At 59.3% G+C, this 25513-nt stretch carries 24 protein-coding genes; 12 read left to right on the top strand and 12 right to left on the bottom strand.

Features of this window, described 5'->3' with window-relative positions; genetic code table 11:
- Positions 1-32: 32 nt before the first annotated feature.
- The 4 genes from HMPREF2975_RS04570 to HMPREF2975_RS04585 form a co-directional block, all read right to left on the bottom strand.
- On the bottom strand, positions 33-494 hold the full coding sequence (locus HMPREF2975_RS04570) for a RidA family protein (RefSeq protein ID WP_070726036.1): 462 nt from the start codon (positions 492-494) through the stop codon (positions 33-35).
- A gap of 169 nt (positions 495-663) precedes the next feature.
- Positions 664-2691 (bottom strand): glycoside hydrolase family 31 protein, encoded by a 2028-nt coding sequence (locus HMPREF2975_RS04575; RefSeq protein WP_070726038.1) that lies wholly within the window; start codon positions 2689-2691, stop codon positions 664-666.
- Positions 2692-2785: 94 nt separating this feature from the next.
- Complete coding sequence (locus tag HMPREF2975_RS04580; protein ID WP_070726039.1) at positions 2786-3823, bottom strand: NAD(P)-dependent alcohol dehydrogenase; 1038 nt, start codon at positions 3821-3823, stop codon at positions 2786-2788.
- Complete coding sequence (locus HMPREF2975_RS04585; RefSeq protein ID WP_070726041.1) at positions 3823-5181, bottom strand: xylulokinase; 1359 nt, start codon at positions 5179-5181, stop codon at positions 3823-3825. The genes HMPREF2975_RS04580 and HMPREF2975_RS04585 overlap by 1 nt, the downstream gene beginning before the upstream one ends.
- Positions 5182-5351: 170 nt before the next feature.
- Here HMPREF2975_RS04585 and HMPREF2975_RS04590 point away from each other — a divergent pair, with 170 nt between their 5' ends.
- Together HMPREF2975_RS04590 and HMPREF2975_RS04595 are read left to right on the top strand one after the other, a co-directional pair.
- Entirely contained in the window at positions 5352-6638 is a 1287-nt protein-coding gene (locus HMPREF2975_RS04590; protein WP_070726042.1) for an ROK family transcriptional regulator, read from the top strand.
- Positions 6599-7294 (top strand): mismatch-specific DNA-glycosylase, encoded by a 696-nt coding sequence (locus HMPREF2975_RS04595; RefSeq protein WP_227469233.1) that lies wholly within the window; start codon positions 6599-6601, stop codon positions 7292-7294. Before HMPREF2975_RS04590 ends, HMPREF2975_RS04595 begins: the two co-directional genes overlap by 40 nt.
- A gap of 122 nt (positions 7295-7416) precedes the next feature.
- Here the strand turns inward: HMPREF2975_RS04595 and rbsK are convergent, their stop codons facing one another.
- The 4 genes from rbsK to HMPREF2975_RS04615 are packed head-to-tail and all read right to left on the bottom strand — an operon-like array spanning position 7417 to position 12417.
- Complete coding sequence (gene rbsK / locus HMPREF2975_RS04600) at positions 7417-8358, bottom strand: ribokinase (RefSeq protein WP_070726045.1); 942 nt, start codon at positions 8356-8358, stop codon at positions 7417-7419.
- A 22-nt stretch (positions 8359-8380) separates the two neighbouring features.
- The gene (locus HMPREF2975_RS04605; RefSeq protein WP_058237613.1) at positions 8381-8851 is read right to left on the bottom strand and encodes a response regulator; all 471 of its coding nucleotides are present in this window, start codon (positions 8849-8851) and stop codon (positions 8381-8383) included.
- Positions 8848-10854, bottom strand: a complete 2007-nt coding sequence (locus tag HMPREF2975_RS04610; protein WP_070726047.1) for an ATP-binding protein — start codon at positions 10852-10854, stop codon at positions 8848-8850. The genes HMPREF2975_RS04605 and HMPREF2975_RS04610 overlap by 4 nt, the downstream gene beginning before the upstream one ends.
- Complete coding sequence (locus HMPREF2975_RS04615; protein ID WP_227469235.1) at positions 10855-12417, bottom strand: SLC13 family permease; 1563 nt, start codon at positions 12415-12417, stop codon at positions 10855-10857.
- A gap of 485 nt (positions 12418-12902) precedes the next feature.
- Between HMPREF2975_RS04615 and HMPREF2975_RS04625 the strand changes: the two genes are divergently transcribed.
- The 3 genes from HMPREF2975_RS04625 (at position 12903) to HMPREF2975_RS04635 (ending at position 14740) form a co-directional block, all read left to right on the top strand.
- Positions 12903-13112 (top strand): cold-shock protein, encoded by a 210-nt coding sequence (locus HMPREF2975_RS04625; protein ID WP_058237610.1) that lies wholly within the window; start codon positions 12903-12905, stop codon positions 13110-13112.
- A 222-nt stretch (positions 13113-13334) separates the two neighbouring features.
- Entirely contained in the window at positions 13335-14120 is a 786-nt protein-coding gene (locus HMPREF2975_RS04630; protein ID WP_083314403.1) for an MBL fold metallo-hydrolase, read from the top strand.
- A 395-nt stretch (positions 14121-14515) separates the two neighbouring features.
- A complete protein-coding gene (locus HMPREF2975_RS04635) occupies positions 14516-14740 on the top strand; it encodes a hypothetical protein (RefSeq protein WP_058237608.1) in 225 nt (74 codons plus the stop codon).
- A 252-nt stretch (positions 14741-14992) separates the two neighbouring features.
- Here HMPREF2975_RS04635 and HMPREF2975_RS04640 read toward each other — a convergent pair whose 3' ends face one another.
- Both HMPREF2975_RS04640 and xylA read right to left on the bottom strand, forming a co-directional pair.
- The gene (locus tag HMPREF2975_RS04640) at positions 14993-16486 is read right to left on the bottom strand and encodes a CoA-acylating methylmalonate-semialdehyde dehydrogenase (RefSeq protein ID WP_058237940.1); all 1494 of its coding nucleotides are present in this window, start codon (positions 16484-16486) and stop codon (positions 14993-14995) included.
- Between the two features lie 358 nt (positions 16487-16844).
- Entirely contained in the window at positions 16845-18191 is a 1347-nt protein-coding gene (gene xylA, locus HMPREF2975_RS04645; RefSeq protein WP_070726050.1) for a xylose isomerase, read from the bottom strand.
- Positions 18192-18422: 231 nt separating this feature from the next.
- Here xylA and HMPREF2975_RS04650 point away from each other — a divergent pair, with 231 nt between their 5' ends.
- The gene (locus HMPREF2975_RS04650; protein ID WP_058237606.1) at positions 18423-19187 is read left to right on the top strand and encodes a GntR family transcriptional regulator; all 765 of its coding nucleotides are present in this window, start codon (positions 18423-18425) and stop codon (positions 19185-19187) included.
- A 54-nt stretch (positions 19188-19241) separates the two neighbouring features.
- A complete protein-coding gene (locus HMPREF2975_RS04655) occupies positions 19242-20027 on the top strand; it encodes a CPBP family intramembrane glutamic endopeptidase (RefSeq protein ID WP_058237605.1) in 786 nt (261 codons plus the stop codon).
- Here HMPREF2975_RS04655 and HMPREF2975_RS04660 read toward each other — a convergent pair.
- Complete coding sequence (locus HMPREF2975_RS04660; protein ID WP_058237604.1) at positions 20024-20245, bottom strand: hypothetical protein; 222 nt, start codon at positions 20243-20245, stop codon at positions 20024-20026. The two genes, HMPREF2975_RS04655 and HMPREF2975_RS04660, sit on opposite strands and share 4 nt — an antisense overlap.
- 113 nt (positions 20246-20358) lie before the next feature.
- Complete coding sequence (gene dnaB / locus HMPREF2975_RS04665) at positions 20359-21708, bottom strand: replicative DNA helicase (protein ID WP_058237603.1); 1350 nt, start codon at positions 21706-21708, stop codon at positions 20359-20361.
- Positions 21709-21998: 290 nt separating this feature from the next.
- Between dnaB and HMPREF2975_RS04670 the strand changes: the two genes are divergently transcribed.
- The 5 genes from HMPREF2975_RS04670 to rplI all read left to right on the top strand — a co-directional run bounded on the left by HMPREF2975_RS04670 (position 21999) and on the right by rplI (position 25377).
- Entirely contained in the window at positions 21999-23450 is a 1452-nt protein-coding gene (locus HMPREF2975_RS04670) for an MATE family efflux transporter (protein ID WP_227469238.1), read from the top strand.
- 195 nt (positions 23451-23645) lie between these two features.
- Entirely contained in the window at positions 23646-23936 is a 291-nt protein-coding gene (rpsF, locus tag HMPREF2975_RS04675) for a 30S ribosomal protein S6 (protein WP_058237602.1), read from the top strand.
- Between the two features lie 36 nt (positions 23937-23972).
- Complete coding sequence (locus HMPREF2975_RS04680) at positions 23973-24536, top strand: single-stranded DNA-binding protein (RefSeq protein WP_070726052.1); 564 nt, start codon at positions 23973-23975, stop codon at positions 24534-24536.
- A gap of 116 nt (positions 24537-24652) precedes the next feature.
- Complete coding sequence (gene rpsR, locus HMPREF2975_RS04685) at positions 24653-24895, top strand: 30S ribosomal protein S18 (protein WP_058237600.1); 243 nt, start codon at positions 24653-24655, stop codon at positions 24893-24895.
- 23 nt (positions 24896-24918) lie between these two features.
- Positions 24919-25377 (top strand): 50S ribosomal protein L9, encoded by a 459-nt coding sequence (rplI, locus tag HMPREF2975_RS04690; protein WP_058237599.1) that lies wholly within the window; start codon positions 24919-24921, stop codon positions 25375-25377.
- Positions 25378-25513: the final 136 nt, after the last annotated feature.

Consider the following 25513-nt stretch of genomic DNA (forward strand, 5'->3'; position numbering starts at 1 on the left):
GCGTCCTGGGCGGGAAGACGTGTGGGCTGGGTTCAGTTATTCAGAGCGAACTCGACTTCCACCTCGACTGACGCGTTGAGCGGCAACGCGGCTACGCCGACGGCAGAACGTGCGTGAGGCGTTCCGAAGATGTCCTGGAAGAAGTCAGAGGCCCCGTTCAGAACACCAGCCTGGCCGGTGAAGCTTGGGCGGGAAGATACAAAACCGGTGACTTTGACGACGCGTGCCAGGCGGTCGACGTCTCCGGCGACGCTTGCTGCTGCCGCAAGCGCGTTGAGCGCGCAGATGCGGGCTGCCTCGTAAGCATCGTCTGGGTCTGCGCCGTCCTCTCCGACTGCACCGATGCAGGACAGCTCGCCGTTCTCCAATGGCAGCTGGCCTGATGTGCGAATCACTCCGCGGTCTTCAACTGCCGGAACATAGGCCGCAACCGGTGCTGCAACTTCCGGAAGTTCGTATCCTGCCTGCGACAGTCGCGCGCTCACCGATTCCATTGTGATCTCCTTAGTTCGAGCTGTTCATCTAACTAGGTTTATTTGACCATTTTGGTTCGAGAAAAGCGACGCAGCAGCGCGAGATGTCTCCACCTCGCGCATCCACCTGTCATGTCGCATTACAAAGGGTGGGCCGCGAACCTTGCGGTCGCGACCCACCCCAGTTGAACTAGATCATGCCAACTAGTTCACTATGCGTGTCGTCTCGGAGGAAGACAGGAATCTTGTCCAGAGGGCACTCGACATCGATCGACTGACCGCCTTCGTGCTTGTCACCCGTTGACGCGTCAGTCCAGGAAGCTCCGGCCGGCAGATACACCGATCGGGAGGTTGCAGCGGCTTCCAGAACTGGAGCGACCAGGATGTCTCCGCCTAGCAGGTACTGGTCGGAAATGGACCAGCACTTCTCGTCGAGCGGGAATTCCTGGAAGAGCCCTCTCATCACAGGTTGTCCTTCTTCATGGGCTTCCAACATGACGTCTCGCATGTAGTCGCGGAGCTTTTCTCGCAGATGAATATACTTCTCAAGCACGGCATACACGTCGTCTCCAAAGCTCCAGAGTTCATTCTCAGCACCGCTGGGCAGTCTGTAGGAGCCATCCTTGGAGCTGACCTCTTCAACTGGCCGTCGGTCACCGTGCAGCCTCATCACCGGGCAGAAAGCTCCGAACTGGAACCACCTGATGAGAAGTTCCTTGAATTTCGGATCTGTGATGACACCATCGTGGAAGCCGCCAATGTCGGTGGTCCACCACGGGATTCCTGCGGCACCCATGTGGATTCCCGCAGCAACCTGGCACCGCAGGTCTTTCCATGTTGAGCTAATGTCACCAGACCACACAAGAGCACCGTAACGCTGAGAGCCCGCCCAGGCGCACCTCAAGAGGTTAACAACGTCGTCAGTGCCGGATTCAACCAGTCCGTCGTAGAACGCTTTGGCGTAGTTCTGCGGATAGATATTTCCGACCTTGACGTTGGGGCCAGCGTTGTAGCGGTAGTTATCGAAGTCGTAGGCACCGTATTCGGGCTCAGCCTCATCGAGCCAGAAAATCTTGATGCCGTACTTGCCGTAATTTTCTTTGCACTTCTCCCAGATGAACTTTCTTGCCTCGGGATTGGTCATGTCAATGAAAGCGCTCGGTCCCTGGAACGCCATATGAACATCTAGGCCGCGTTCTGCCCGTGCCAGCAGGTTGTTCTTCTTCAGCTCATCCCAGTTCTCGGATGCGTGCGCAACCTGGGTCCACACCGAAACCATGAGCTCAACGCCCATGCTATGGAGTTCATCAACCATTGCCTGAGGATCCGGCCAAAATTCCTCCTCGAAGCGATAATCTCCCATGTGGGGCCAGTGGAAAAAGTCGATCACGATGACGTCCAAGGGCAGTCCACGACGCTTGTGTTCTCGCGCGACTTCAAGGAGCTGCTCCTGGTTCCAGTAACGGAGCTTGCACTGCCAGAACCCCAGTCCGTGTTCTGGCATCATAGGAGCGAATCCGGTTGCCGCGGCATATGCCTTACTGATTTCCCGAGGGCTGTCTCCAGCCGTGATCCAGTAGTCGAGTTGATCGCAGCGCTCTGCTGACCACTGAGTTACGTTCGATGAGAAGCTTACTTGCCCGATGGCAGGGTTGTGCCACAGGAAGCCGTAGCCCTTGCTGGAAATCACAAAAGGAACGCTCGCCTGGGAGTTGCGATGAGCAAGTTCAAGAGTGCTTCCCTTGAGATCACCGATACCCTCTTGGTACTGGCCCATTCCCCACAGATGCTCTTCTTCTGGAGACTCGAACGACATTGTCAGGGAGATATCGCCGCCAAGAACGGGACGCAGATCGCGAGCCTTCAAGTCGAGAGACCCGCCCCGATCCCTTTCACGCAGTAGTGGTGTTCCATCCGTTTTCTCAAAACTGATACTGCAATGGAAAGTCTCGTACCCAACTTTTCCATCACACATCGCAGTTTGACGCAAGATGACGCGTAGCGATCCGACCTCGAGTACAGCTTCATCGCCCTTGAGTTCGACGCTCGATTCCTGATCTTCAGGTTGATCAAGCAGAGCCCAATTCGATTCGATGACATCTGCCATGAGTCGTGAACGCACACGGACTGCGTCCTTTCCCCAAGGCTGAACTGAAAGTGTTGTTCCGTCACCACGCCACCGTAGTCCTAGACCGTCTTTTTCAAACGCCTGCTGCAAGGCTCTTTCCTTTCATTCACTATTCATGAATTACGGCTTTTCACTACGCAGTTTCACGCATGAACAGCCCCTCAGCCAGCCCTGCTTCAGGCTCCTAGTGTTGTGCCATCTGTCCGGGATGGACGATCGACTTCAGCGTGGTCGGCGCGGGCTTGTTGATGATGGGCTGGTCAGCTTCGTCGAGGGCGTAGTGATCAGTGCACAGGCGATCCAGGTCGACCGCTCCACTGGCTACCAGGTGGATGGCTGTGGGCCACGTGTTGTTGTAACGGAAAATCCCGGTCACGTTGATTTCGTGCGCGGTGATGAATCCAACCGGCAGTGACATGTCATCGTCACCCATACCAATCAGCACTGCGGTGCCGCCAGACGCCAGGCGCATGATGCCGTCCTGCACAGCTGCAGTGACGCCCGTCGCGTCGATGAACGCGTCAAAGTGTTGACCATCTAGTGCCGGGTCACCTGGCTCAACAGCCTGGGTTGCTCCCAGCGACAGTGCCAAATCGCGCCGACCTTCAACAGGATCACTGACGACCACCTCGGCAGCGCCAAATGCCCGCGCAACCTGGATGACGATCGCACCGATCGGACCTGCGCCGGCAACAAAGACGCGGTCACCCACTTTCACGTGGGCTTTGCGGATTCCGGCAATACCCACGCTCAGGGGTTCCATCAAGGCTGCCGCATCCCACGAAATGGAGTCGGGAACCTCGTAGGCGAAATCGGACTGAATCAGGACATATTCGCAAAAGGCTCCGTCAATGGGCGGCGTCGCGTAGAACTCGATATCGGGGCACAGGTTGTATTCTCCGCGCTTGCAGTATTCGCACACTCGGCAGCACCGTTGCGGCTCGATGGAAACGCGCTGGCCGATGCGGGCCGGATCCACGTCATCGCCCACGGCCACAATCTCTCCGGAAGCTTCGTGCCCCAGGATCATCGGCTCGTTCACCACAAAGTCACCGATGCGGCCCTTGTGGTAGTAGTGCACATCCGAGCCGCACACCCCCACCGACTCCACGCGAATCAGCACCTGGTCCGCATCCGGTGTCGGAACCGGTCGTTCCTCCATCTCAATGAGACCCTGGCGAATCAGGACGTTGGCTTTCATGGTCTGTGGAATCTGCGTCATCACTGTGCCTTTCCTGCGCGTTCCATCACGCGCGCTGCTTGACGGGCGGCGCCCAACGCTACGTATTCTCCCGACTTGGGTACCGTAACTGTTGCGCCGAGGAATTCTTCGGCCAGTTCGAGGACGGCGCGCGATTTCGCTCCGCCGCCGACCATGATCACGTGTTCGAGCTTCACATCCAGTGCGCGCACCGCATCCAGAGCGAACTTCATCAAGTTCAGCAGTCCTTCCACCGTTGCGCGTGCCACGTGAGCGCGATCCGAGTTCTTCAGAGTCATGCCCTTCAGCTCAGCCGTAGCATCAGGCAGGTTCGGGGTGCGCTCGCCCTCGAAATAGGGCACTAAAGTCAATCCCGCGGCATCGTCCACACTCAAGGCAAGATTATCAAACTCGTCGTAACCCGCATCGATCACCGCCATCATTGCGTCGATGATGCGCGAGGCATTGAGCGTGCACGCCAATGGCAGCCAGTTTCCTGTCGCATCGGCAAAGCCGGTCACCAGTCCTGAATGGTCAGCAACCGGGTGATCTGACACGGCGGCAACAACTCCGGATGTGCCCAGTGACAGCAGAGCCTGACCGGGTTTGAGGTCGACACCCAGCGCTGATCCCGCATTGTCTCCACACCCTGGTCCCAGCATGATCTCACCCCAGCCTCGCGACTCATCACCACGTCCGGCCACGTCCCATGGTCCGAGGATTTCCGGTAAGATGATGGATCGTGCGACGTCCTCGTCGATGCGCAACGCGTGGGCAAGGATGTCGCGGCGGTAGGTTGGCGTAGCGCGGTCCATGTAACCGGTACCCGACGCATCGGAGCGGTCCGTGCGCAGATCCTCCAGTCGACCGGTTCCCATGATTTTCCACGTCAGCCAGTCGTGCGGCAGGCAAATAGCTGCAATACGGCGCGCGTTCTCAGGTTCGTGGTCTGCCAGCCAGCGCAGCTTCGTCACGGTCAGCGAGGCAACGGGCACTGATCCGGTGGCATCAGCCCACCACGCGGCACCGGCTTCCTCGTCACCCTCGCCGTATTCGGCAATAAGGTCACGAGCAGCGTCGGCTGAACGCGTGTCGTTCCACAGCAGGGCGGGTCGGATGACTTCTCCATCTTTGTCCAGGCACACCATGCCGTGCTGCTGTCCGCCCACGGACAGCGCCACCACGTCCTCCAGGCCACCTGCTGCTTTGACGGCCTCGTTGAACGCGTCCCACCAAGCCTGCGGGTCCACTTCCGTGCCGTCAGGGTGCGTCGCTTTACCTTCACGCACAACCGTTCCGCGCAGGGCGTCCACGATGACAACTTTGCATGATTGGGTCGACGTATCCACGCCCGCAACGTACGGTCCATACATCGTCATGTTCAGCTCCTTGTTCCATGTTGAATAATTTCACGCTGCTTGGAAGAGGCGTGGCGTGCACGAGAACCCCATTGTGTTTCGTTATTAAACAAAATAGCGGTGTGAGCGAGTATAGTCAACCCATAAGGCCACGTCGCGACGCTGACACATAACCAGAATGTGAGAGAACAATGACCCGAGCACATAAGTCCTCATCACGCCTCACCTCCCTGCCGCGCAGTGCCCGCACATCCTCACGTGGCAACGGCGGCGTCAAAGCTCAGTCGTTGCGCGCCATGAATCTCGCCCTCGTCTTTCGCTATATCCTGGCCGATCCCGGAGCAGTCACCCGCGCCTCGGTCGCGGCGACAACTGGCATTACGCGAGCAACAGTCTCCCGCCTGGTGGACGAGCTCATCTCGGCTCACCTGGTCACCGAACTCGACCCGTCAACTGATGCTCGACGAGGCAGGCCAGCGGTGCGCCTGACCCCGCGGGAAGGATATGCGACCGCACTGGGATTGGAAGTCAACGTCTCCTACCTGGCTGCACGCATCGTGGACCTGTCAGGGCAGATCGTGGCAGAAGGCGTGCAGGAAGGCGACTTTTCAGACTCAGATCCGCAGCAGACCATGCGCGCTCTGGGGGAGCTCGCTGACCGGGTAAAAGCGCAAGCCGATGCCGCGACAGAAGGCGACACACTGTTTCTTGGAACCGGGTTGGCCGTGCCCGGCATAGTTTCCGCTCAGGCTGTGATCCTCGCTCCCAACCTGGGGTGGCGCGACCTGCCGTTACACACGCTGCTCGCACCGCTGTCCCACCTGGGTGTCGTCACCGTCGCGAACGAGGCCGACCTGGCAGCGTGGGCCGTAGCATGTCCGCAACCTGGCGTCCCATCAGGGCCGCCCTCGTTCGTTTACGTGTCCGGTGAAGTCGGTATTGGCGCAGGCATCATCATTGACCACGCTCTCCTGCCCGGTTCGCACGGATGGGCAGGCGAAATCGGACATATTTCCACCGACCCTGCCGGCCCGACATGCAGATGCGGCGCGACGGGATGCCTGGAAGCCTACATCGGCCAGCGCGCACTGGTAGAGCGCGCAGGTCTGGCACGCGGCGCGACAAATGTCGATGTTGTCGCTGCTGCTCAAGCTGGCAACGCTGCTGCCCGCGTTGCATTGGACGAGGGTGGCGCCGCTCTGGGGCGCACACTGTCTGCCGTCATCAACATGCTCGACATTCCTTTGGTGGTGTTGGGCGGCTCCGTCGCTGACATTGGCTCTGAACTGCGCGAACGGGCACTGCCTGAATTGCGCACACGGGTCCTCCACTCTGCCGGCAGCCCCTCTGAAATCCGCATTGCCGAGCACTCTGCTTCACTTGCCACGATCGGCGCTGCACACCGAGTCCTACAGCACCTCGTCGATGATCCGATGGCGTGGACAGCACGCGTGGAACGGTCGCAGGAAAGTGCCTGACGGCCCTAGCGATGAAGTCTTTACGCCGACCGTCGCCTCTGGGAGGACGCAAGCCACACCAGAGTGATCTGGCGTACTTTGCCACCGATGATCCTCTGGCTCTTGACGATGTGCTCCCTGGTCCGCACTGCGGTGGAGCTGAGCTGAGGCTCCTGATCGTCGGAATCAATCCGGGATTGTGGACTGCGGCCGTTAATGCACCGTTCGCGCGACCGGGTAACCGCTTTTGGCCCTCTCTCGCTCGAGCGGGCCTGACTGACTATGAGATCGATGCGTCCTGCGGCCTCAGCGCCGAAGATGAGAAACATATTCTGTCACGCGGAATCGGCATCACGAACCTGGTCGGCAGGCCCACTGCACGCGCAGATGAATTGAGCCGCGATGAACTGCGCGAGGGCGCTGCCCACTTGGTGACTCGGGTTGGCGACCTGAATCCACGCGCCGTTGCCATCGCCGGAATTACCGCGTACCGCACGGCGTTCAGGCAACCTCACGCGAAGCTCGGGCAGCAAGATGCTGACACGATTGACAACTGGCCGCGCGGCATATCCCTGTGGGTTGTTCCCCAGCCAAGCGGCCTGAACGCGCACGAAAACATTGACTCGTTGGCCGACAAGTGGCGTCAGGTGTGGGCAGATGCCACTCGGCCCGAGTGACCGGCGGGCTGGGCCGCTCCGGGACACACTTTCTGCGTCGTAGTCCCGTCATAGCCGCTCATCCCCCAACTGAGTGCTGAGGACCGCTCGCGCCTTACTGCGCGCAGACGAGCACTCGCGTCTCACTGCGTGCGTTGGGCACGCCACCGGTCAAATTCGTCGGCTGTGGCATATGAGTACTGGGTGCCGCGTTTGAGCACCGACATTGCCGCATAGCTGTTGGCGTACTCCAGAGCCTCCGGAATTGCATCGCCGTGGACGATCCGGTGCGCAAAGGCTCCGATAAACGCGTCCCCTGCTCCAGTCGTATCCACCGGATCCACACGGAGTGCGTCAATACGCTGACTGACAACGCGCAAGCCACCCTCGTTGGCCCGCGTGAACCACCACGCCCCGCGTGACCCGAGCGTGACGATGACGTGTCGGCAGCCGTGTTCAACGAGGGTGCGCGCCGCAGCCTCAACACCTTCATCACTGTCACATGGCATGCCGGTCAGCAGTGTCAGTTCACTTTCGTTAGGCATGAGGTAGGTGCAGCGCCGCGCCCAGTCAAAGTTGAAATCAGGGCTGGCGGGAGCGGGATTGAGCAGCACGGGTACACCGACCTGTTCGCCAAGCGCAATCGCCACATAGACCGTATCCAGACGGATTTCTAACTGGCAGACGATCAGTGCGCACTGTGCAATCTGCTCGCGGCAGGCCTCCACGTCCTCAGGAGTCAGGTCGTTATTGGCGCCTTTGACAATCAGGATGGAGTTGCGCGAGTGTGGATCGACAAAGATCGGCGCCACACCCGACGTGCCGTGCGCACGCTTGACGTGGTCTGTGTCGATGCCGTTATTGCGGTAGTTTTCTACCGTCATGTCGGCAAAAATGTCATCACCTACGCAGGTCACCATCAGGACACGCGATCCCAGGCGCGCAGCGGCCACCGCCTGATTCGACCCCTTGCCACCGCACCCCAGTTGGAACGAGGGCGCCTCGAGCGTCTCCCCTTCGGTGGGCATGCGATCGATGTAGGTAATGAGGTCGACATTGTTCGACCCGATCACTGCAATATCCATGACGCCTCCTTGTGAGCGGGGACTATCGCATGGCATCCATAATACGAACCGCATCCAGCACGGGCATGTACGGCAACGGGTCAACACCTGATTCAAGGACATAGGTGGTCAGTTGGTCGCGCACCGTTGCCACCAGCTCATCACGTACCCACGGCTTGGCGATGTAATAGTCCAGACTGGCTTCATTCAAGGCGCGGATCGTGTCGCTTTGATCGGCCTGACCGGTCACCAGGACGCGCCGCGTATTGACCGTGGAGGGCTCATCCATCATGTCGATCAGGAAGTCCACGCCGTTCCGTCCGGGAAGACGGTGGTCAGCCAGGACCAGCGCAAGCTCATCGCCGTCTTCGTCAATGCTGCGGATCGCCTGCCATGCATCGTCAACATCTTCGGCAGTCTCCAGTCGCAGCGTGTCCCAGAACTCGTCACAGTCGCGTTCCAGAGCGTCACGCACTTCCGCTTCATCTTCCAGTATGAGAACAGCTAACGTCATGATCTCTCCTTGTGTTCACTGTGGGTAGGGCCGCCCTCGTGGTCGGCAGCTTTCGGCAGACGTATCGTGACCTGTGTGCGTCCGGGCTGAGATGCCACGTTGATGGTGCCGCCTGCGTCTGTGATAATCGACCGGCAGATCGACATCCCCATGCCCAGACCGTAACGAACGCGGCCCGATTTGGTGGTGAAATGCGGCTCGAACATTTTTGCCAGCACGCTGGCGGGAATCCCCGGACCGTTATCCACGATGTCGACCACCACATCCGGCCCTGCTGTGCGCGCACTGACCGTGATACTCGGTGGCTCATCTCCGCGCGCCGGCTGGGCGTAGGCATCGGCTTCGTCCTCGTCTTCGAATGCTTCAGCCGCGTTGACCAACACATTCGTCCACACTTGTTCGAGTTTGGCCGGATGACCCACCACGAGCGGCTCGCCCTCGAAATCACGGAGCACCTCGACGTGGCGTAGGCGGTGCGCCGTCAGACGCAATACGTCCTCGATCCCTTCACGCACGTCAACGATGCGCGCATCGGTACCATCAGGCCGCGCGTAGCCCTTCAGGGAATCGGTCAACTGCACCACGCGCCCCGCCGCCACCGTCAGCGAGCGCAGCGAGGATCCGATCTGCGCGCCGGTCTCCACCATCGTCATATACGAGGGAGGCGCTGACGCCGCAACAAGAGGTCGCGCAGTTGCCACATCGTGTACTCCTGCTCGCACCAGGCGGCGAGCGAACTGGCGGCTGACTTTCAGTTCCGACATGAATTCGCTGACCAGTCGGCGTTCATCGGCGGTGGAACGCGGATGTGCGTCGAGCGCGCGGGTCATGGCTTCATGAGCGGCGCGCAGCTTGTCACTGGGGTCATGGTCCGCGTAGGCACTGTCCATCAGCGTTGTGATGTCGTCACGCAAATGGTCGGCAGCCCGGTCCACCGCGGTGATCGGATTGTTCAGTTCGTGCGCGATGCCGGCGCTGAGTTCACCGAGCATGGCGTAACGGGCTCGCTCCACAAGTTCTGCGCGCGTGTGCCGCAGGTCGTCAACCAGGACGCGGTTTTCGATGTGCAGATATTCTGCGCGCACGAGGCGGCGGGCCAGGGATTGAATGGCGAGGGCAGCCAACGTCGCCGCCATCGGAGGATCTTCAGCGATGACCAGCTGGAGTTGTTCATTGGTCAGGCGCACTACCTTGACCGGCGTGGTGGTCGTCGACGTGAAGAATGCGTTTTCGCCGCGCGCCAGGGACACCAACCCTATCAGGGGTCCCGATGTGGCATGGTGCAGCAGAATGTCACCCTGGTCGGAATCGCGGTGCAGGGCAACGTGACCGTCGAGTACCAGGTGCACAGCGCGCACGGGCTGACCCTGCGTGGTCAGATCGGTATGAGGGCCAACCTCCAGGATGGGGCGCGGCCCCAGGATTCGTTCAGCCCCGGCCAGAAGGTCATTCAGTACTTCCCGTTCACTGTGGTCAAGGCCAAAGAGCACAGGGCCTCGCACGGCATTGTCGGGAACAGGGCCGGCGATTCGTTCACGTTCGGCCTCGTTCATTTCATAGCGCAACAGCAGCCGCGTGATCGCACCGTAGCTTTGCGCCACCAGCGTCGGAAGGGTCCACGGCACGGAGATGACAGATGCCAGCAGCCCCGAGGCCAGGGCGCGGCTCATGTCGGTGTGCGTGCGGCTGCGCGTCACCACCACCCATTCATTGTGCTGCGTGCACGGGTATGCCTTCAGTGCCTCGAAGGCGCGGTCAAGAGAGCCGACCTCGCTGGTGACAAATCCCAGGACGAGGCGCGTACGGCTGCGCGCCAGGTATGCGCATTCGGCGTCAATGCCGTCGATGTCGGCCATTGAGCGAACCTCGATATGGCTGAAAGCACCCGTTAAGTCCTCAACCAGTGTCGCGGCAATCCCGTCCGACCCGTCGCCTATCACCAGGATGGCGCAGGCATCTGCGTGCCGCGGATGGAGTGCGGATGGGGTGCCCTCGTCAATCACCTACAGCACCCCCAGTACGCGCCACGTGAGCGGAGCGACGAAGGCGAGCAGAAGGACGCCACTGATGCCGACAACCATGCCGACTTTGACCATTTCGGGGGTGGGTGTCGTGCCTGTCGAATATGCGATGGCGTTGGGTGGGGTGGAGATCGGCAGGCACATTCCCAGCGAGCATCCCAGAGCCAGGACAACCGCGATCTGGCTCGGGGACGTGCTGACCGTTGCTGCCAGCCCCATCCCCATCGGGATGAGTAAGTTGGCGGACGCGGAGTGGGAGATAACGTTCGAGGTCACCCAGCCCACTGCTGCCAGAGTCAGCAAGAGTAACGCCATCGGGATTGCCTGCCAGGAGATTGAGCCGATGAGCCACTCGTCCAGGCCGGTTGCTCCCACTCCCGCTCCCAGGGCGATACCGCCTGCGACCAGCCACAGTACTGGCCAGTCGAGTTTCTTGACGTCGTCGCCGCCCATGACACCCAGGATCATCAGACCGGCGACAGGGATGAAGCCCACTGTGTTGGAGGAAATGTGGTGGAGCGATTCAGTCATCCACAGGCCGATCGTGATCATGGCGACCACGTAGAACATGATGGCTTTCGGGGTGCGCTCGAAGGTTGCGGATGTGTCGACGTCGAACTTGACGTCGGAGGGGATATATCGCCAGACGATGAACAGCCAGGCGATGACCAGTACAACAAGCATGAGCGGAACTGCGGCCAGCATCCAGTCAATGAATGTGACGTGGATGCCGTGGTTTTGAAGGGCGCCCAGAGCGATGGCATTGGGAGGGGTGCCCACAGGTGTTCCCATGCCACCGACATTGGCGGCCACCGGCACCGACAACGCAAGGCCGGTTCTCGCGCGTCCCTTCGGCAAGGCTGTAATCACCGGCATCATGACAGCGAACATGGTGGCGGTGGTGGCGGTGTTCGACATGAACATGCTCATCAGCGCGGTAATCATCATGACCCCCATGACGGTCATGCGCGCATTACGCAGGAAGGGTTTGAGCATGAGAGCGGAGAGCGCTTTATCAACGTTGTATTTGGCGGCTCCGTCGGCAAGCATAAATCCGCCCATGAACAAAATGATGACGGGGTTGGCCAATGAGCCGAAGATGGCGGTTGCGGCGGGCGCTTCTTCCGAGACGCTGAGCACTGCCTGGTTGGAGATCAGGAGTACTTCCATCAAGATGACGCCAACTGCCGTTGCGGCCAGCGGGATAGCTTCGGTGACCCACAGTGCGATGGCTGCAATGAAAATGCCGAACATGCGTGAGCCGCTCGCATCAAGACCGGGCAGCTGGACGAACAGGAATGTCACAAGGGCAGCGGCCGCGATGATGCGGCCGACGAGTTTGCTGCGGGTCAGGGTTGCGGGGCGCCCTGATTCGGGGCGCGGTGAACGCCTCGGGCGTTGCCTGGCGTGTGCCTGTTTTCGTGTGCCACGCGAACGCTTCGACGTCGAAGTTGGCGTGGCTGGGTTGGGCTGGGTGTGGGTGTGAGCCGCGTCAGGATGCGGCGTGTCAGCGTGCGGCATGTCATCGGACGGGGGTCGCGTCATTGCGTCTATACCTCCGCACCTACTTTATGAAGTGGTTCACACACCAGGATCCGACGAAAGTCCCATGCCGTCAGAGACAGACGCCAAGCGCCGGGCAGCGGATGGCCGGCAGTGAGTGGGGATGCATGGCCGCGGGTTCTGCTGGACTGAGGCGGGGTGGGGGCTTCGGCTGGCGGGCGGTGGGCGATAGGTACGCGGCAGACTTTCCACACGATGAGGCATCGGAGCTCCTGCATGAGGGTTGCGTCGAGCCCCTCAAGCTGGTACCCCGTCAGATCCTCAAACATGAGTCGCGTCGGAACGCGTCCGTGTCGACTGATACCGAGCTGTGACCTGTGTTGCCTTTTTTCTAGCCCAATGTGCGGTAGCGTTGATGTCGCAGTCGTTATGTTCCGCTTTGCGGTGGGCATGAAACTGTGTCGGTCTCAACCGGGATCGAGGTTTTTCCCCTGCGCAGGGGCTTTTGTAGACAGGACAGCGCTTTCATGACCACTGGTGTCGTTAAATGGTTCAACGCGGACAAAGGCTACGGCTTCATCACTCCCGATGACGGATCTGCTGACGTGTTCGCTCACTACTCACAAATCGAGGCGTCAGGCTTCCGCACTCTCAACGAGGGTGAGAAGGTTGACTTTGAGGTCTCGCAGGGCCCGAAGGGTCTGCAGGCCGAGCACATCAAACGCGTCGAGGAGTAAGGCCGACAGGCCTTCATCTCTAACCTCCACGTCAATCCGGGTGATATTCGGGTTGGCTGGAGGTTTTTGTGTATTTTCGGTTGATGCCGAAACGTTGGCATGAACCGAAGCCTGGGCGCTGAATGGACCAAAAAGTGCGACGATGCTCCACCATGGCGACGTGTCTTCAATTCTCGGAGGGCGTGACCACCCCGCTTATTCGAAAGGTTCGGTGAAATCACCATGGCTGATTTCTTCTCCGCACAACGTGTCACAAACCGTGTGACCGCTATTCGCACATTGACTGGTGAACTCCTCTACCTGGTGGAGGGTGCTACGCGCGCTGCTCTCATCGATTCGTCATTGGGAATACGAGGCCTGCGAGCTTTCGTCGAACGTCTGACGAAAAAGCCGATCGTGACCATCTTGACTCATGGCCATGTCGATCATGCAATGGGCGGTCCAGAGTTTGACAACGTTTACATGAATTCTCTGGAGGTGCCGGTATACGACGAAATGGCAGTCCTGAAAGTTCGCCGTGAATACATCGACTTGTCTGTCGGTGATGCATCACCGCGAATGAACGACTCTGATTTTGTGCCACCTCACCCCTTGAACTTCGAAGATCTCACCGACGGTCAGATCTTCGACTTGGGCGGAATATGCGTGGAAGCCCTTCACTTCCCCGGGCACACTCCCGGCATGACTGCGATTCTTATCCCAGAAGAAAGAATCCTCATCACCGGCGACGCCTGCAACCAGCGCACCTTTCTGTGGGACCACAATTCAACGTCTGTGGAAGAATACCGCGACCGTGTGCTGAGCATGAAAGAGCGCACTGCAGATTCCTACGACCGGCTTTTCATTTCCCATATGACCATGGACATGCCGTTAAGCCTGTTCGATGAAGCCATCGAGTTGTGTGACCAGGTGCTGAACAAGGATGTTGATGACGTGCCCTTCGAGTTCATGGGCTCCAGCGCTCTGATTGCCAAGCGTTTCGACGAAAGCCAAGCCCGACTGGATTGAAAGCCTTCAATCTCGTCTACTCCAAAGATCGGATGTGGCGTCAGCAAATCAAGTGACGTTGTCAGTAGTCTGAACGCTTCACGACAGAGGTATCCCTGCACTGCGACGCAGGAACCTTTCCAGTATGTGTACGCCATTTAGCAAGAATCAGTCTCGTCAGCATCAGCTACGCCAACGGGGACTCGATCTACCACACGCTACCACGTGGCCCTGTGAGCACGCGTTCATTACTGTGATCAACTCAACCAGCATCGGTGCTGATAACGGGAGATAATGGAAGTGCATTGATCCACGGGGAAGAATCTGCCCCACCGGATTGAACACAATGCCGTGCGGGTGCACGGTGTGTGTCATCGGGTCTCCTGCATGGCCGACGAAGATAAACAGGAGAGACCATGACATCAACTCAATCGTATGCAATTGCACAGCCTGCCCTGACGCTTCAGCTGTCAGCACCGGCTCAGTATCGCATCTTTGTTGTTGCTCTTGTGATCAGCTTGGTCGCCCTCGTTGCCGGAATTGCCGCCGCTTCACCAGTTATCACACTGATTGCCGGACTGTGCACTCTGGCTCTGGGAGTACACGCACTGTTCACGCGTGTTCTTGATACCCAGGACTGACTGATCCCGATCGCGTCCAGCTGACGCGGCTTCACCTAGGCGATACCTTTCGGTATCGCCTTTTGCTTTGCTCGGGTGAGCATGCAGCATTCCAATAAGGGTGCGATGCCAGGTTGCGACCAGGTCCTGCGACCATGTGCCATCCACCGCGATGAGACATAGCGAGGACGGCCATACGCAACACCACATCTAGCAGTGCCGCGCACAGCCGCCCTCGTCAATGAAAAAGATCAGCGCACGGGAAGACCGGCGTCACTCTTCACGCTGGAACGACATCGTCGCCTCATAGGTCTTCTCACTGGGCCAGCGAGACGTGATCGCCTTGGCGCGCGTGTAGAAACGGACACCTTCCGGACCGTGGATGTGGGTATCGCCCAGCAGCGAATCCTTCCACCCACCGAAGGAGTAGTACGCAACAGGTGTCGGGATCGGGACGTTCACGCCCACCATGCCGGCCTCAACATCGAGTGTGAAGCGACGTGCGACGCCGCCGTCGTTAGTGAAGATTGCTGAACCGTTGCCGAAGGGGCTGGAGTTCACGATCTTCATCGCTTCCTCGTAGGTGTCGGCATGGACGATTGCCAGGACAGGTCCAAAAACTTCCTCGGTGTACACCGGCGCATCCAGCGGAACATCATCGATAATGGTCGGTCCCACGAAGTGACCACCCTCGTACCCCTCGATGACCAGGTCACGGCCATCGCGCACGATTGTGGCGCCGCGCTTTTCCGCATCGTCGATCAGGCCAACGATGCGTTCCTTTGCCTTGGCGGAGATGACCGGGCCCATTTCGACGCCCTCATCCATGCCGTAGCCAACCTTGATTGCATCGGCGTGCTTCTTGACCATCTCGGCCAGTTTCGGGCCGATTCCACCGACGGCGACAACAACCGGCAGCGCCATGCAGCGTTCGCCGGCCGCACCGAAGGCTGAGGCGGAGATGTGCTGTGCAGCGAAGTCCAGATCTGCGTCGGGCATCACGATCGCGTGGTTGTTGGCGCCGCCCAGTGCCTGGACGCGCTTGCCGTGGGTCACACCGGTGTCCTGCACGATGTGTGCCACCGGGGTTGATCCAACGAATGAGATCGCGTTGATTCCGGGGTGCTTGAGGATTGACTGCACCATGTCGCGGTTGCCGGACACGACGTTGAACACGCCGTCAGGCAGGCCCGCCTCCTTGTAGAGGCGTGCGGTCAGCAGTGCTGCCGACGGAGTCGGCGAGGCGGGCTTCAAGATGAAGGCGTTGCCTGTAGCGATCGCCAGCGGGTGCATCCACATGGGAACCATCGCCGGGAAGTTGAAGGGGCAGATGCCTGCTACTACGCCCACAGGCTGACGGGTGGTGAAGATGTCCACGCCGGTTGATACGTTGACGGAATGCTCACCCTTGAGTGCGACGTTGATGGCGGTGGCAAAGTCGAGGGTTTCGCGTCCACGCTGAATTTCACCGATTGCGTCGGAGTAGTTCTTGCCGTGCTCTTCAACGATCAGCTTGGCCATTTCATCCTGGTGATCCAGGACGAGTTGACGCATCTTGAACATGATCGCGGTGCGCTTGGCGAGTGACGTTGCTGCCCACTCTTTTTGCGCCTCGGTTGCAACCTCAACTGCGTGGTTGAGGTCGTCATCACTTGCCAGGAGCAGCTGGCTGACCACCTCACCGGTGCCTGGATTTTCGACATCGAGAGTCTTGACCGGCGTGCCTTCGTATTCGGCACCACCAATCCAGTGCTTAATTGTATTCACCTGTGACAGCTCCTTCGTCATTGTCATCGTTCGCGACCACTGTCATGGCCACACTTCCCGCGCCCGTGCCACCTCGTATTCCCTTGTTTCGATGAGGACGAGGGTGGCCTGCGCACTCACCACCTAGTATAACCACGCAGTCACACTTTGTCAGTACAAATTATGGGAGGATGTGTGATTGCCGTTCTGCCTCATCACACACTCTTGACTGTGCCATCGCTGCGACGCAGCAGGCTCGCGAACTCATTTGGCATACCAAACAGCCCACGAACCATTTAATCAAGTTCATGGGCCGTCTGGTATGCACGTTGGCTCGGTTTGTCGACCTCACCCGGCGTGCCACCGGAGCGATGCCGGATCAGGCCTGCGCGAGCGCGTCGATGATGTAGTTGTTGATGGTGGCCTTGACGCATTCGAGGTGGTCAGAGCGCACCGCCTTTATCAGGTCAGCCTGCGGCACATCGAAGGCATACTCTTCCAGGCTGGCAAGGGTTGCCGACCCGTCCTCAACTGTCGCACCGATTCCAGAATCGAATGACCCGTATCGGGTGGAGACCAGTTCTTCAATGAATCGATCCTCGTGCATCTTGGCGGCGACCAGCAGGCCTGCGGCATACGTATCCATGCCGACGATGTGGCCCAGGTACAGGTCTTCGGCGGTGAACGAGGTACGTCGCGGCTTGGCATCAAAGTTCAGTCCACCGCGCGGCCCGATCTGCCCCTCGTCGACGATTTCCCACATCACTGCAGTGGTTTCGTACAGGTCAGATGGGAATTCATCGATGTCCCAGCCAATGAGCTTGTCACCTTGGTTGGCATCGAGCGAGCCGAGCATTCCGGCGGCACGCGCCACGCGGATCTCGTGCTGGTAGGTGTGTCCGGCCAGGTTCGCGTGGTTACCTTCCAGATTGAGCTTGAAGTGATCGGCCAGGTCGTAGGTCTGCAGGAATGCGATCGACGTGGCAGCATCGAAATCGTACTGGTGCGTCGTCGGTTCCTTGGGCTTGGGTTCGATGAGGAACTGTGCGTCCAGGCCGATCTCCTTGGCGTAGTCCACGCACATGTGGAAGAAGCGGGCGATGTGATCCTGTTCGCGCTTGAGATCGGTGTTCCACAGATTCTCGTATCCTTCGCGCCCGCCCCAGAAGACGTAATTTTCCGCGCCCAGTCGCTTCGCGATTTCCAGAGAGTGCTTGAGCTGGCCGGCTGAGTACGCATAGATGTCCGCGAACGGCGAGGTGGCAGCGCCGGACAGGAACCGCGGGTTAGTGAACAGGCTCGAGGTATTCCACAGCAGTTTCATGCCGGTGTCGCGCTGGAGCTGTTCGATCCGGTCGACGACCTTATCCAGGTTTTTGTTGCTCTCACGCAGGGTGTCACCCTCGGGAGCGAGGTCGCGATCGTGGAAGCAGAAGTACTGCACACCGAGCTTGGTGTAGAAGTCGAATGCGTAGTCCACTTTTGCCAGTGCCAGTTCCATCGGATCGGTATAGCGGTCGAAGGGACGCTGAGCGGTTCCATCTCCGAACGGGTCAACCAAGCGCTGGTTGAATGTGTGCCAGTATGCCACGCCAAAGCGCAGCCATTCTGCCATTGTCTTTCCGGCAACGACGCGGTCTGGCTGGTAGTACCTGAATCCCATGCCCGCTTTCGGATCGTCGGTCCCGACGAAGGGGATAGGACCGTTTGACCACAATTCACTCATAGTAAAGACACCTCCATGTGCACGTACGCAGCTCTGTCGCCACATCACTTCAATTTGTTAATCACTAAAACAATATAGAGCATGAAGGCCTCTGTCAAGGCGGACACCATCGGCTTTCCGCGCTCCGCACCGACCAACCTCGCATGTCATAACAAATATTCGTTTGTCCTCAGGTGATACGATTCGCTCAATGACATGAACCCATCATGAGACGATCTGAAGGAACCCACAATGGCCAGTGACCAAGGAAATCTCGACGAACCCTTTGAGCTGTCAATCGATCTGGACCGTACCAGTTCAACGCCCCTGTACACCCAGATCGCCGAACCTCTCGAACATCTCATCTCCACCGGCACCCTCCTACCCGGCAGACTGATCGAAGATGAAATCTCCATGGCATGCCGCCTGTCCGTTTCCCGCCCCACCGCGCGCCGCGCACTCCAGGAACTCGTCTCCCGTGGCCTAGTGACCCGCCGGCGTGGCGTCGGCACACGCGTCACCCCCAAACACGTCCGCCGCCCCCTCGCCCTGACCTCCCTCAACGACGACCTGACAAAAGCCGGCTTCACCCCACGCACCGAAGTGCTGCGCTATGAAGTTCTCCTGGCCGACGAGGATGACGCCGCCAAACTCGGATGCACCGTCGACGAGGAAATTGTTCGCGTCACCCGCCGCCGCTGGATCGACAACAAGCCACTGGCGATCATGACGAATCTGCTGCCGGCTCGCTACGCCCCCTCATTCACAGATCTGGCGCACCAGGGCTTGTATTCATGCATCCGCGAGCGCGGCATCGAGCTGCTGTCCGCCACCCAGTCTGTCGGTGCCCGAAACGCCAGCGAGGTCGAAGCGGATCTGTTACACATAGGAACTGGAAGCTCGCTTTTGACAATGGAGCGCACGGCATATGACGGTGCGGGCGCAGCAGTTGAATACGGCCTTCACTACTACGATGCCCAGCGCTACTCCTTCAAGTTCACACTCTCATCGGAATAAACAGGCGCCGAAGAGCCCGGCCCGCTCGACGCTGCACGTGAAAGGAGCAGGGCCGTGCGCGATAATCCGTGGCGCCGTCTTGTGACATATCTACTCACGACATTCGCGATCACATGGATCTGTTGGGGCGCGACAGCACTCTTGGTCCACTTCACATCACTTCGCGCCACCGACATTCCCGCTATGGCGTTGTTTGTTCTGGGTGGATTCGGCCCGACCATCGCCGCTTGCGTGTGCCTGCCGGGTGGTTTTTCGTGGAAAAATCTCGCGCATTTTCTGACCCGTCGTGCCCCGCACGCTGCGCTTTATTTTCTCCTGTGCGCTTTGCTTGAGGTCGCCGCATTCTGGCTGTCATCACACGGATGGAGTGCACCCGCCGACTCGGCAGGCACCTCATTGATCGCCATCGTGTCCATCTTCTTGGTCGTGACGCTGGTGGCCGGCGGCAATGAAGAATGGGGCTGGCGTGGAATCATGCAGCCTCTGCTCGCGCGCCGCTTTCACAATTTCATAGCGCCAGACCTAGTAGCGGCCCTCGTTGTAGGGGCGGTATGGGCATGCTGGCATATCCCCCTGTGGTGGATCGACGGCAACCCGCATCAGGGATCCTCATTTGCGGCATTCGCACTGACCTCTTTCGCGCTCAGTGCGTGGTTGGGACTGTTGGTCGCCTTCACCAGATCAGTCCTGTGGTGCATGGTGTTCCACGGGATGGCCAATACGCTCATGACTGTGTTCCCACCGGCTGACGACATGCGCCATCACCTCGTCATTGCCGTCTGGTTCCTGCTTGCTATTCCCGCGTATTACGTGTTCCAGCGGGTGGCCCGTACCCCTTAGTTTCCTCCGGCCAGCATTGTGGTTCGAGGGCGAGCGCCCCGCATGCGCATATGCATACGCACTTCCTCAACGTCAATCATCGTCGTGTCGGTGTGACTACGGGCGGCAATATGGCGCGCATTCGTGCATTGAACATGGCGACGATCAGTCTGGTCGAATGACCGCAGCGTCGGGGTCATAGGTGTGGTGCCACGAAAAGTGTCGCGGAGTGTGCTCATCAGGTTTCACTCTCCTTCCTTGCCTTCTACCGTGCAACACTCAGCGCCGCTTGGCTACCCTCCAAACCGAAGGCAAGGGGAGATTCAGGGTAAACCCTGATGAAGTGAAGGGGTTATGCGCCCGGTTCTTCACGTCCCGTGAAGTTCGCAAAACGTGCCATATGACCCTGGAAGAGTGCGCGAATCGTCGCAGTTTCACCGTTACGGTGCTTGGCGACGATGATGTCGGCTTCACCGGGGCGTTCCTCGGAGTTGTAGTACTCCGGGCGGTGCAGCAACATGATGACGTCGGCGTCCTGCTCCAACGACCCGGATTCACGCAGGTCAGCCATCATCGGTTTCTTATCTGTTCGCTGCTCGGGCCCACGGTTCAGCTGTGCGACAGCCACGACCGGAACTTCAATATCTTTGGCGAGCAGCTTCAGCTGGCGAGACAGCGTGGACACTTCCTGCTGACGCGATTCCATCTCGCGTCCAGCTGTCATCAACTGCAGGTAGTCCACCACAACGAGGCCCAGGTTGTGCTGCTGTTTCAGTCTGCGGCACTTGGCCAGAATCTCCGTCATCGCCATGTTGGGCGAGTCGTCAATAAAGAGCGGAGCTTCGGACACTTTCGCCGTGGTGGCAGACACGCGCCTCCAGTCTTCACTGGTCATCTCACCTGCGCGCATCTTCTGCAAGAAGACGCCGGATTCTGCCGACAGCAGGCGCATGGCAATTTCGGAGCGCGACATTTCCAGTGAGAAGATCACCGATGTGACACCGTGGCGGATCGATGCCGAGCGGCAAAAGTCCAGTGCAAGTGTCGATTTACCCATTGCCGGTCGAGCGGCGACAATAATCATCTGACCGGGGTGGAGACCCTGGGTGAGTCGGTCCAGATCAGCAAACCCGGTGGGCACGCCCTTGAGCTTGTCCTTGTTGCGTTCAATTTCCTCAAGTTCGTCAAGGATGGACTCCGACACGTCCGACATCGACAGGTAATCCGTGCTCGCCTGACGTTCTGAAACAGCGTAGATTTCCGCCTGCGCCTGATTGACGATTTCATCGACGTCGCCGCCGGCATCAGCGTAGCCGAGCTGCACAATGCGTGTACCGGCACTGACGAGGCGTCGCAGCAACGATCGCTCGCGCACGATTCGCGCATAATATCCGGCGTTCGCCGCTGTGGGGACGGCTGCAATCAGGGTGTGCAGATATGTGGCGCCTCCGACGCGCTGCAGCTCGCCGCGACGCTGTAATTCGCCGGCCACGGTGACGGCGTCGGCCGGTTCGCCTCGACCGGAAAGATCCACGATGACGTTGTGGATAGTTTCGTGAGCAGGCTTGTAATAGTCCGAGCCGCGAATCTCTTCCGTGACGTCGTTGATGGCTTCTTTCGACAGCATCATCGAGCCCAGCACAGAAATCTCCGCATCCAGATCCTGCGGTGGAACCCGGTCAAAATCTGAATCTGACGCCATCGGCCTGCCAATCCTTCCATTGCCTGCGCCCGCTCGTGCGCGCATACGCGAGGTTATCCTCTTTTTCCGCCTCACGCGAAGCTCTCAAGGATCACTTGATGTGGATAACGTGTGGATAGACTGTGGACAACTCGGCAGGTCGTCCACAGTACATGTGGATAAAGTTGGGACGGGGATCTGATCCCCACCACCATGCAAATCGCTCAAGAGGCGTTTTCATGCGGAACATCACCACCAGGTTGTCCACAGATCTATGCACAATGTGTGGACAACAAATAGGAGCGTAATCAGTGGATGAACAGAAGATGAATTCTTGCGACCCTCAAGATGAACATAAAGGTACGGTTTCATCCACGTCACACTCCTCTCACAGCGCCCCCACCACCCCCTCAGGGTCACTGACCCGTCAGATTCTGTCCCTCGCAATCCCGGCACTGGGAGCACTCGTCGCAGCACCCATCTTCACCCTCATCGACACCGCGATGGTGGGCCACCTTGGCACTGAAGAGCTGGCCGGCCTGGCCACCGCCACCACCATCGTCCAAACCATCGTCGGACTGTTCGTCTTTCTGGCCTATTCCACAACCGCGCTCGCTGCACAGGCACTCGGGGCCGGTGACAGCGTGCGCGCCATTCGCTCCGGTATTGAAGCAATGTGGCTGGCAGCCGGATGCGGCATTGTCACCGCATGCGGCTTGATCCTGGGCGGTCGGGCGCTCGTGGAAACCCTGGGCAATTCACCTGACGTCATGCCGCACGCGCTCGCCTACCTGCACACGGCCTCTCCCGGCCTGGTCGGAATGTTCGTTGTCCTGGCGGCCACAGGCACACTGCGCGGCCTGCTCGATACGACCACGCCGCTGTATGTTGCCGCCGGAGGTGCAGCACTCAACGTCGCCCTCAACGCGCTGTTCATCTACGGGCTGGACATGGGAATCGCCGGGTCGGGACTGGGAACCGCGCTGGCTCAGACACTGATGGCTGTCGTCCTTGTCGCCGTCATCTTGTCCAAAGCGCGAGGCCGGCACGTGTCCTTGCGGCCATCAGGAGCGGGAATCTGGAATGCGGCTCTGGACGGCGCTCCCCTGTTCGTGCGCACCGTCGCCATGAGGATCGCCACCATCGCCACCCTCATGGTTGCCACCTCCATTTCCGTCACCGCCTTGGCGGCACACCAGGTGGTCAACGCCGTGTGGATGTTCACCGCGCTGGCACTGGATGCGCTGGCCATCGCCGCGCAGGCATTGGTGGGCTTCGATCTGGGTGCCGGACGCCGCGAGCACCTGCGCACCCTGCTGCGCAAACTCACCGTGTGGGGCGCAGCTGTCGGCCTGATTCTCGCGGTACTCATCGCTGCTTCCAGCCCGTTTTTGCCTCACTTCTTCGGCTCTGACCCATCGATGCACCACATTGCGACATGGGCGCTGATTGCCAGCGCCTGCGCCATGCCGTTGGGAGGGGTCGTGTTTTTGCTTGACGGCGTCCTGATCGGCGCGGGGCACGGCAAGACCTTGGCCTTTGGCGGTGTCTTCATGATGGTGGTCTACCTTCCGTGTCTGTGGACACTGGAGCGATGGATGGCTGCCCAGCGCATTGATGACGCACTGAGCCCAGCGGATCAAGGTATAGCAATGGTGGCGCTGTGGCTGATCTTCGGTTACGTGTTCCTGGGGGTGCGCGGCCTCGTGAACGCGTGGCGCACCTGGTGGTCACCGCGCCGCGCTATTGCCGACCTGCACTGAACATGAGCCTCCTTGCCGGCCGTTGGATGTGGCGAACTCGACCGCACAGATTCACTCCGCGGGGTAGCTAAGAGAGCCTCGAAGCGACTAAAATAGACACTCGGACCGTGTTCTGCATAAGGGACACTGTCCACGCATTACCCTCCTGTCACGGAAAGTCCGTGACCGCTAAGACCATAGGAGGTGGGTACACACGTGCGTACATATGAACTGATGGTGATCCTCGATCCAACGATCGACGAGCGCACCGTCGTCCCCATGATGGAAAAGTTCCTGGCCCCTGTGAAAGCCAGCGACGGCTCCGTCGAAAAGGTGGACGTCTGGGGCAAGCGTCGTCTTGCCTACGACATTTTGAAGCAATCTGAAGGCATCTATGTTGTCATTAACATGACAGCAACGCCTGAGGCTGCACAGGAAGCAACACGTCTGATGGGCTTGAATGAGTCCATCCTGCGCCACAAACTGATGCGCCCTGACGCACGCTGAATTAAGAGCGTTTGACCACCCACCAAAGGAGTTGACATGGCTGGAGAACCTGTCGTCACAATCGTCGGAAACCTGACCAGAGATCCCGAATTGCGTTTCACGTCATCGGGAGTAGCCGTTGCCGACTTCTCGGTGGCAATGACCCCACGCTCGTTCGACCGCAGTGCGAACGAATGGCGCGACGGAGACACACAGTTCTACCGTTGCTCCGTCTGGCGCGACGCGGCTGAGAACGTGGCCGAAACCCTGCGCAAAGGCATGCGCGTCATCGTCCAGGGTCGCCTGACTTTGCGGTCCTATGAAACGCGCGATGGCCAGCAGCGCAGTGAATTGTCCCTGCAGGTTGACGAGGTCGGCCCATCCTTGCGTTACGCAAAGGCTGAAGTGACCCGCATTCCTCGAGGCGATTCCGGCCAGGGCGGATACTCCCAGGGTGGATACCAGAGCCAGTCAGGCGCTGGCGCGCAAGGTGGTTCCGGCAGCTACCAGGGTGGATATGGTCAGCAACAAGGCAGCTACAATGCGCCCGCCGGAGGGTCCACTTCCGATCCGTGGCGCACCGAGGGAGCGTCCTCTTTCGGTGAAGAGCCGCCTTTCTAAATTCAATTGACGAGGGCGACGCTGATCTGACGCAACGCGCTTTCGCAATGCATTCTTATCGCTTCATTTTTCGTATGGGGTAATCACAGCGATTACCTGGATCCAAGGAGAACACTATGGCGAAGCCTCAACTTCGCAATAAGCCCATTAAGAAGAAGGCCAACCCGCTGAAGTCGGCCAAGATCGAATCCATTGACTACAAGGACACTGCTTTGCTGCGTAAGTTCATCTCGGACCGCGGCAAGATCCGTGCCCGCCGTGTCACTGGCGTATCCGTACAGGAACAGCGCCGCATCGCCAAGGCCGTCAAGAACGCCCGCGAGATGGCTCTGCTGCCGTACTCTTCGTCCGGTCGCTGAGATTCATAGGGAGGCTTTTTCTGATGGCAACAACGAAACTCATTTTGACCCACGATGTCGACAAGCTCGGTTCAGCCGGTGACGTTGTCGAGGTGAGAAGCGGTTACGCTCGCAACTACCTGGTTCCTCGCGGCCTTGCCACTGCATGGTCCAAGGGTGCTCAGCGCCAGATTGACGACATGGCTCGTGCTCGCCGCAAGCGCGAAATCGCGTCCGTCGACGATGCCCGCGTCGTGCGCGATCAGCTCCAGGAAGTCAAGTTCGTGACTGTTTCCGGCAAGACCGGTTCCAACGATCGACTCTTTGGCGCCGTTTCAAGTGCCGACATCGCTCAGGCCGTTCAGGATCAGATCGGCCAGACGATTGATCGCCGCAAGATCGTTATCCCTGCTCCGATCAAGACGCTGGGAGACTACACCGTCAAGGTCAACCTGCACTCTGAGGTGTCTGCAAACCTGCATGTCCGCGTCATCGCTGAGTGACAGTGACACACCACCGAGTGTGATCCCGGCGTTCCGATGAGTACTCCGTTTCTGTAAGGAGGCTCCGGGACGCCGGGCACATTCATACCGGGCCGCACCCGCGCAGTGGATTTTTTCCACACTGTGGGTGCGGCTC

Source organism: Actinomyces sp. HMSC065F12, assembly GCF_001814535.1.
Lineage (GTDB): Bacteria > Actinomycetota > Actinomycetes > Actinomycetales > Actinomycetaceae > Pauljensenia > Pauljensenia radingae_A.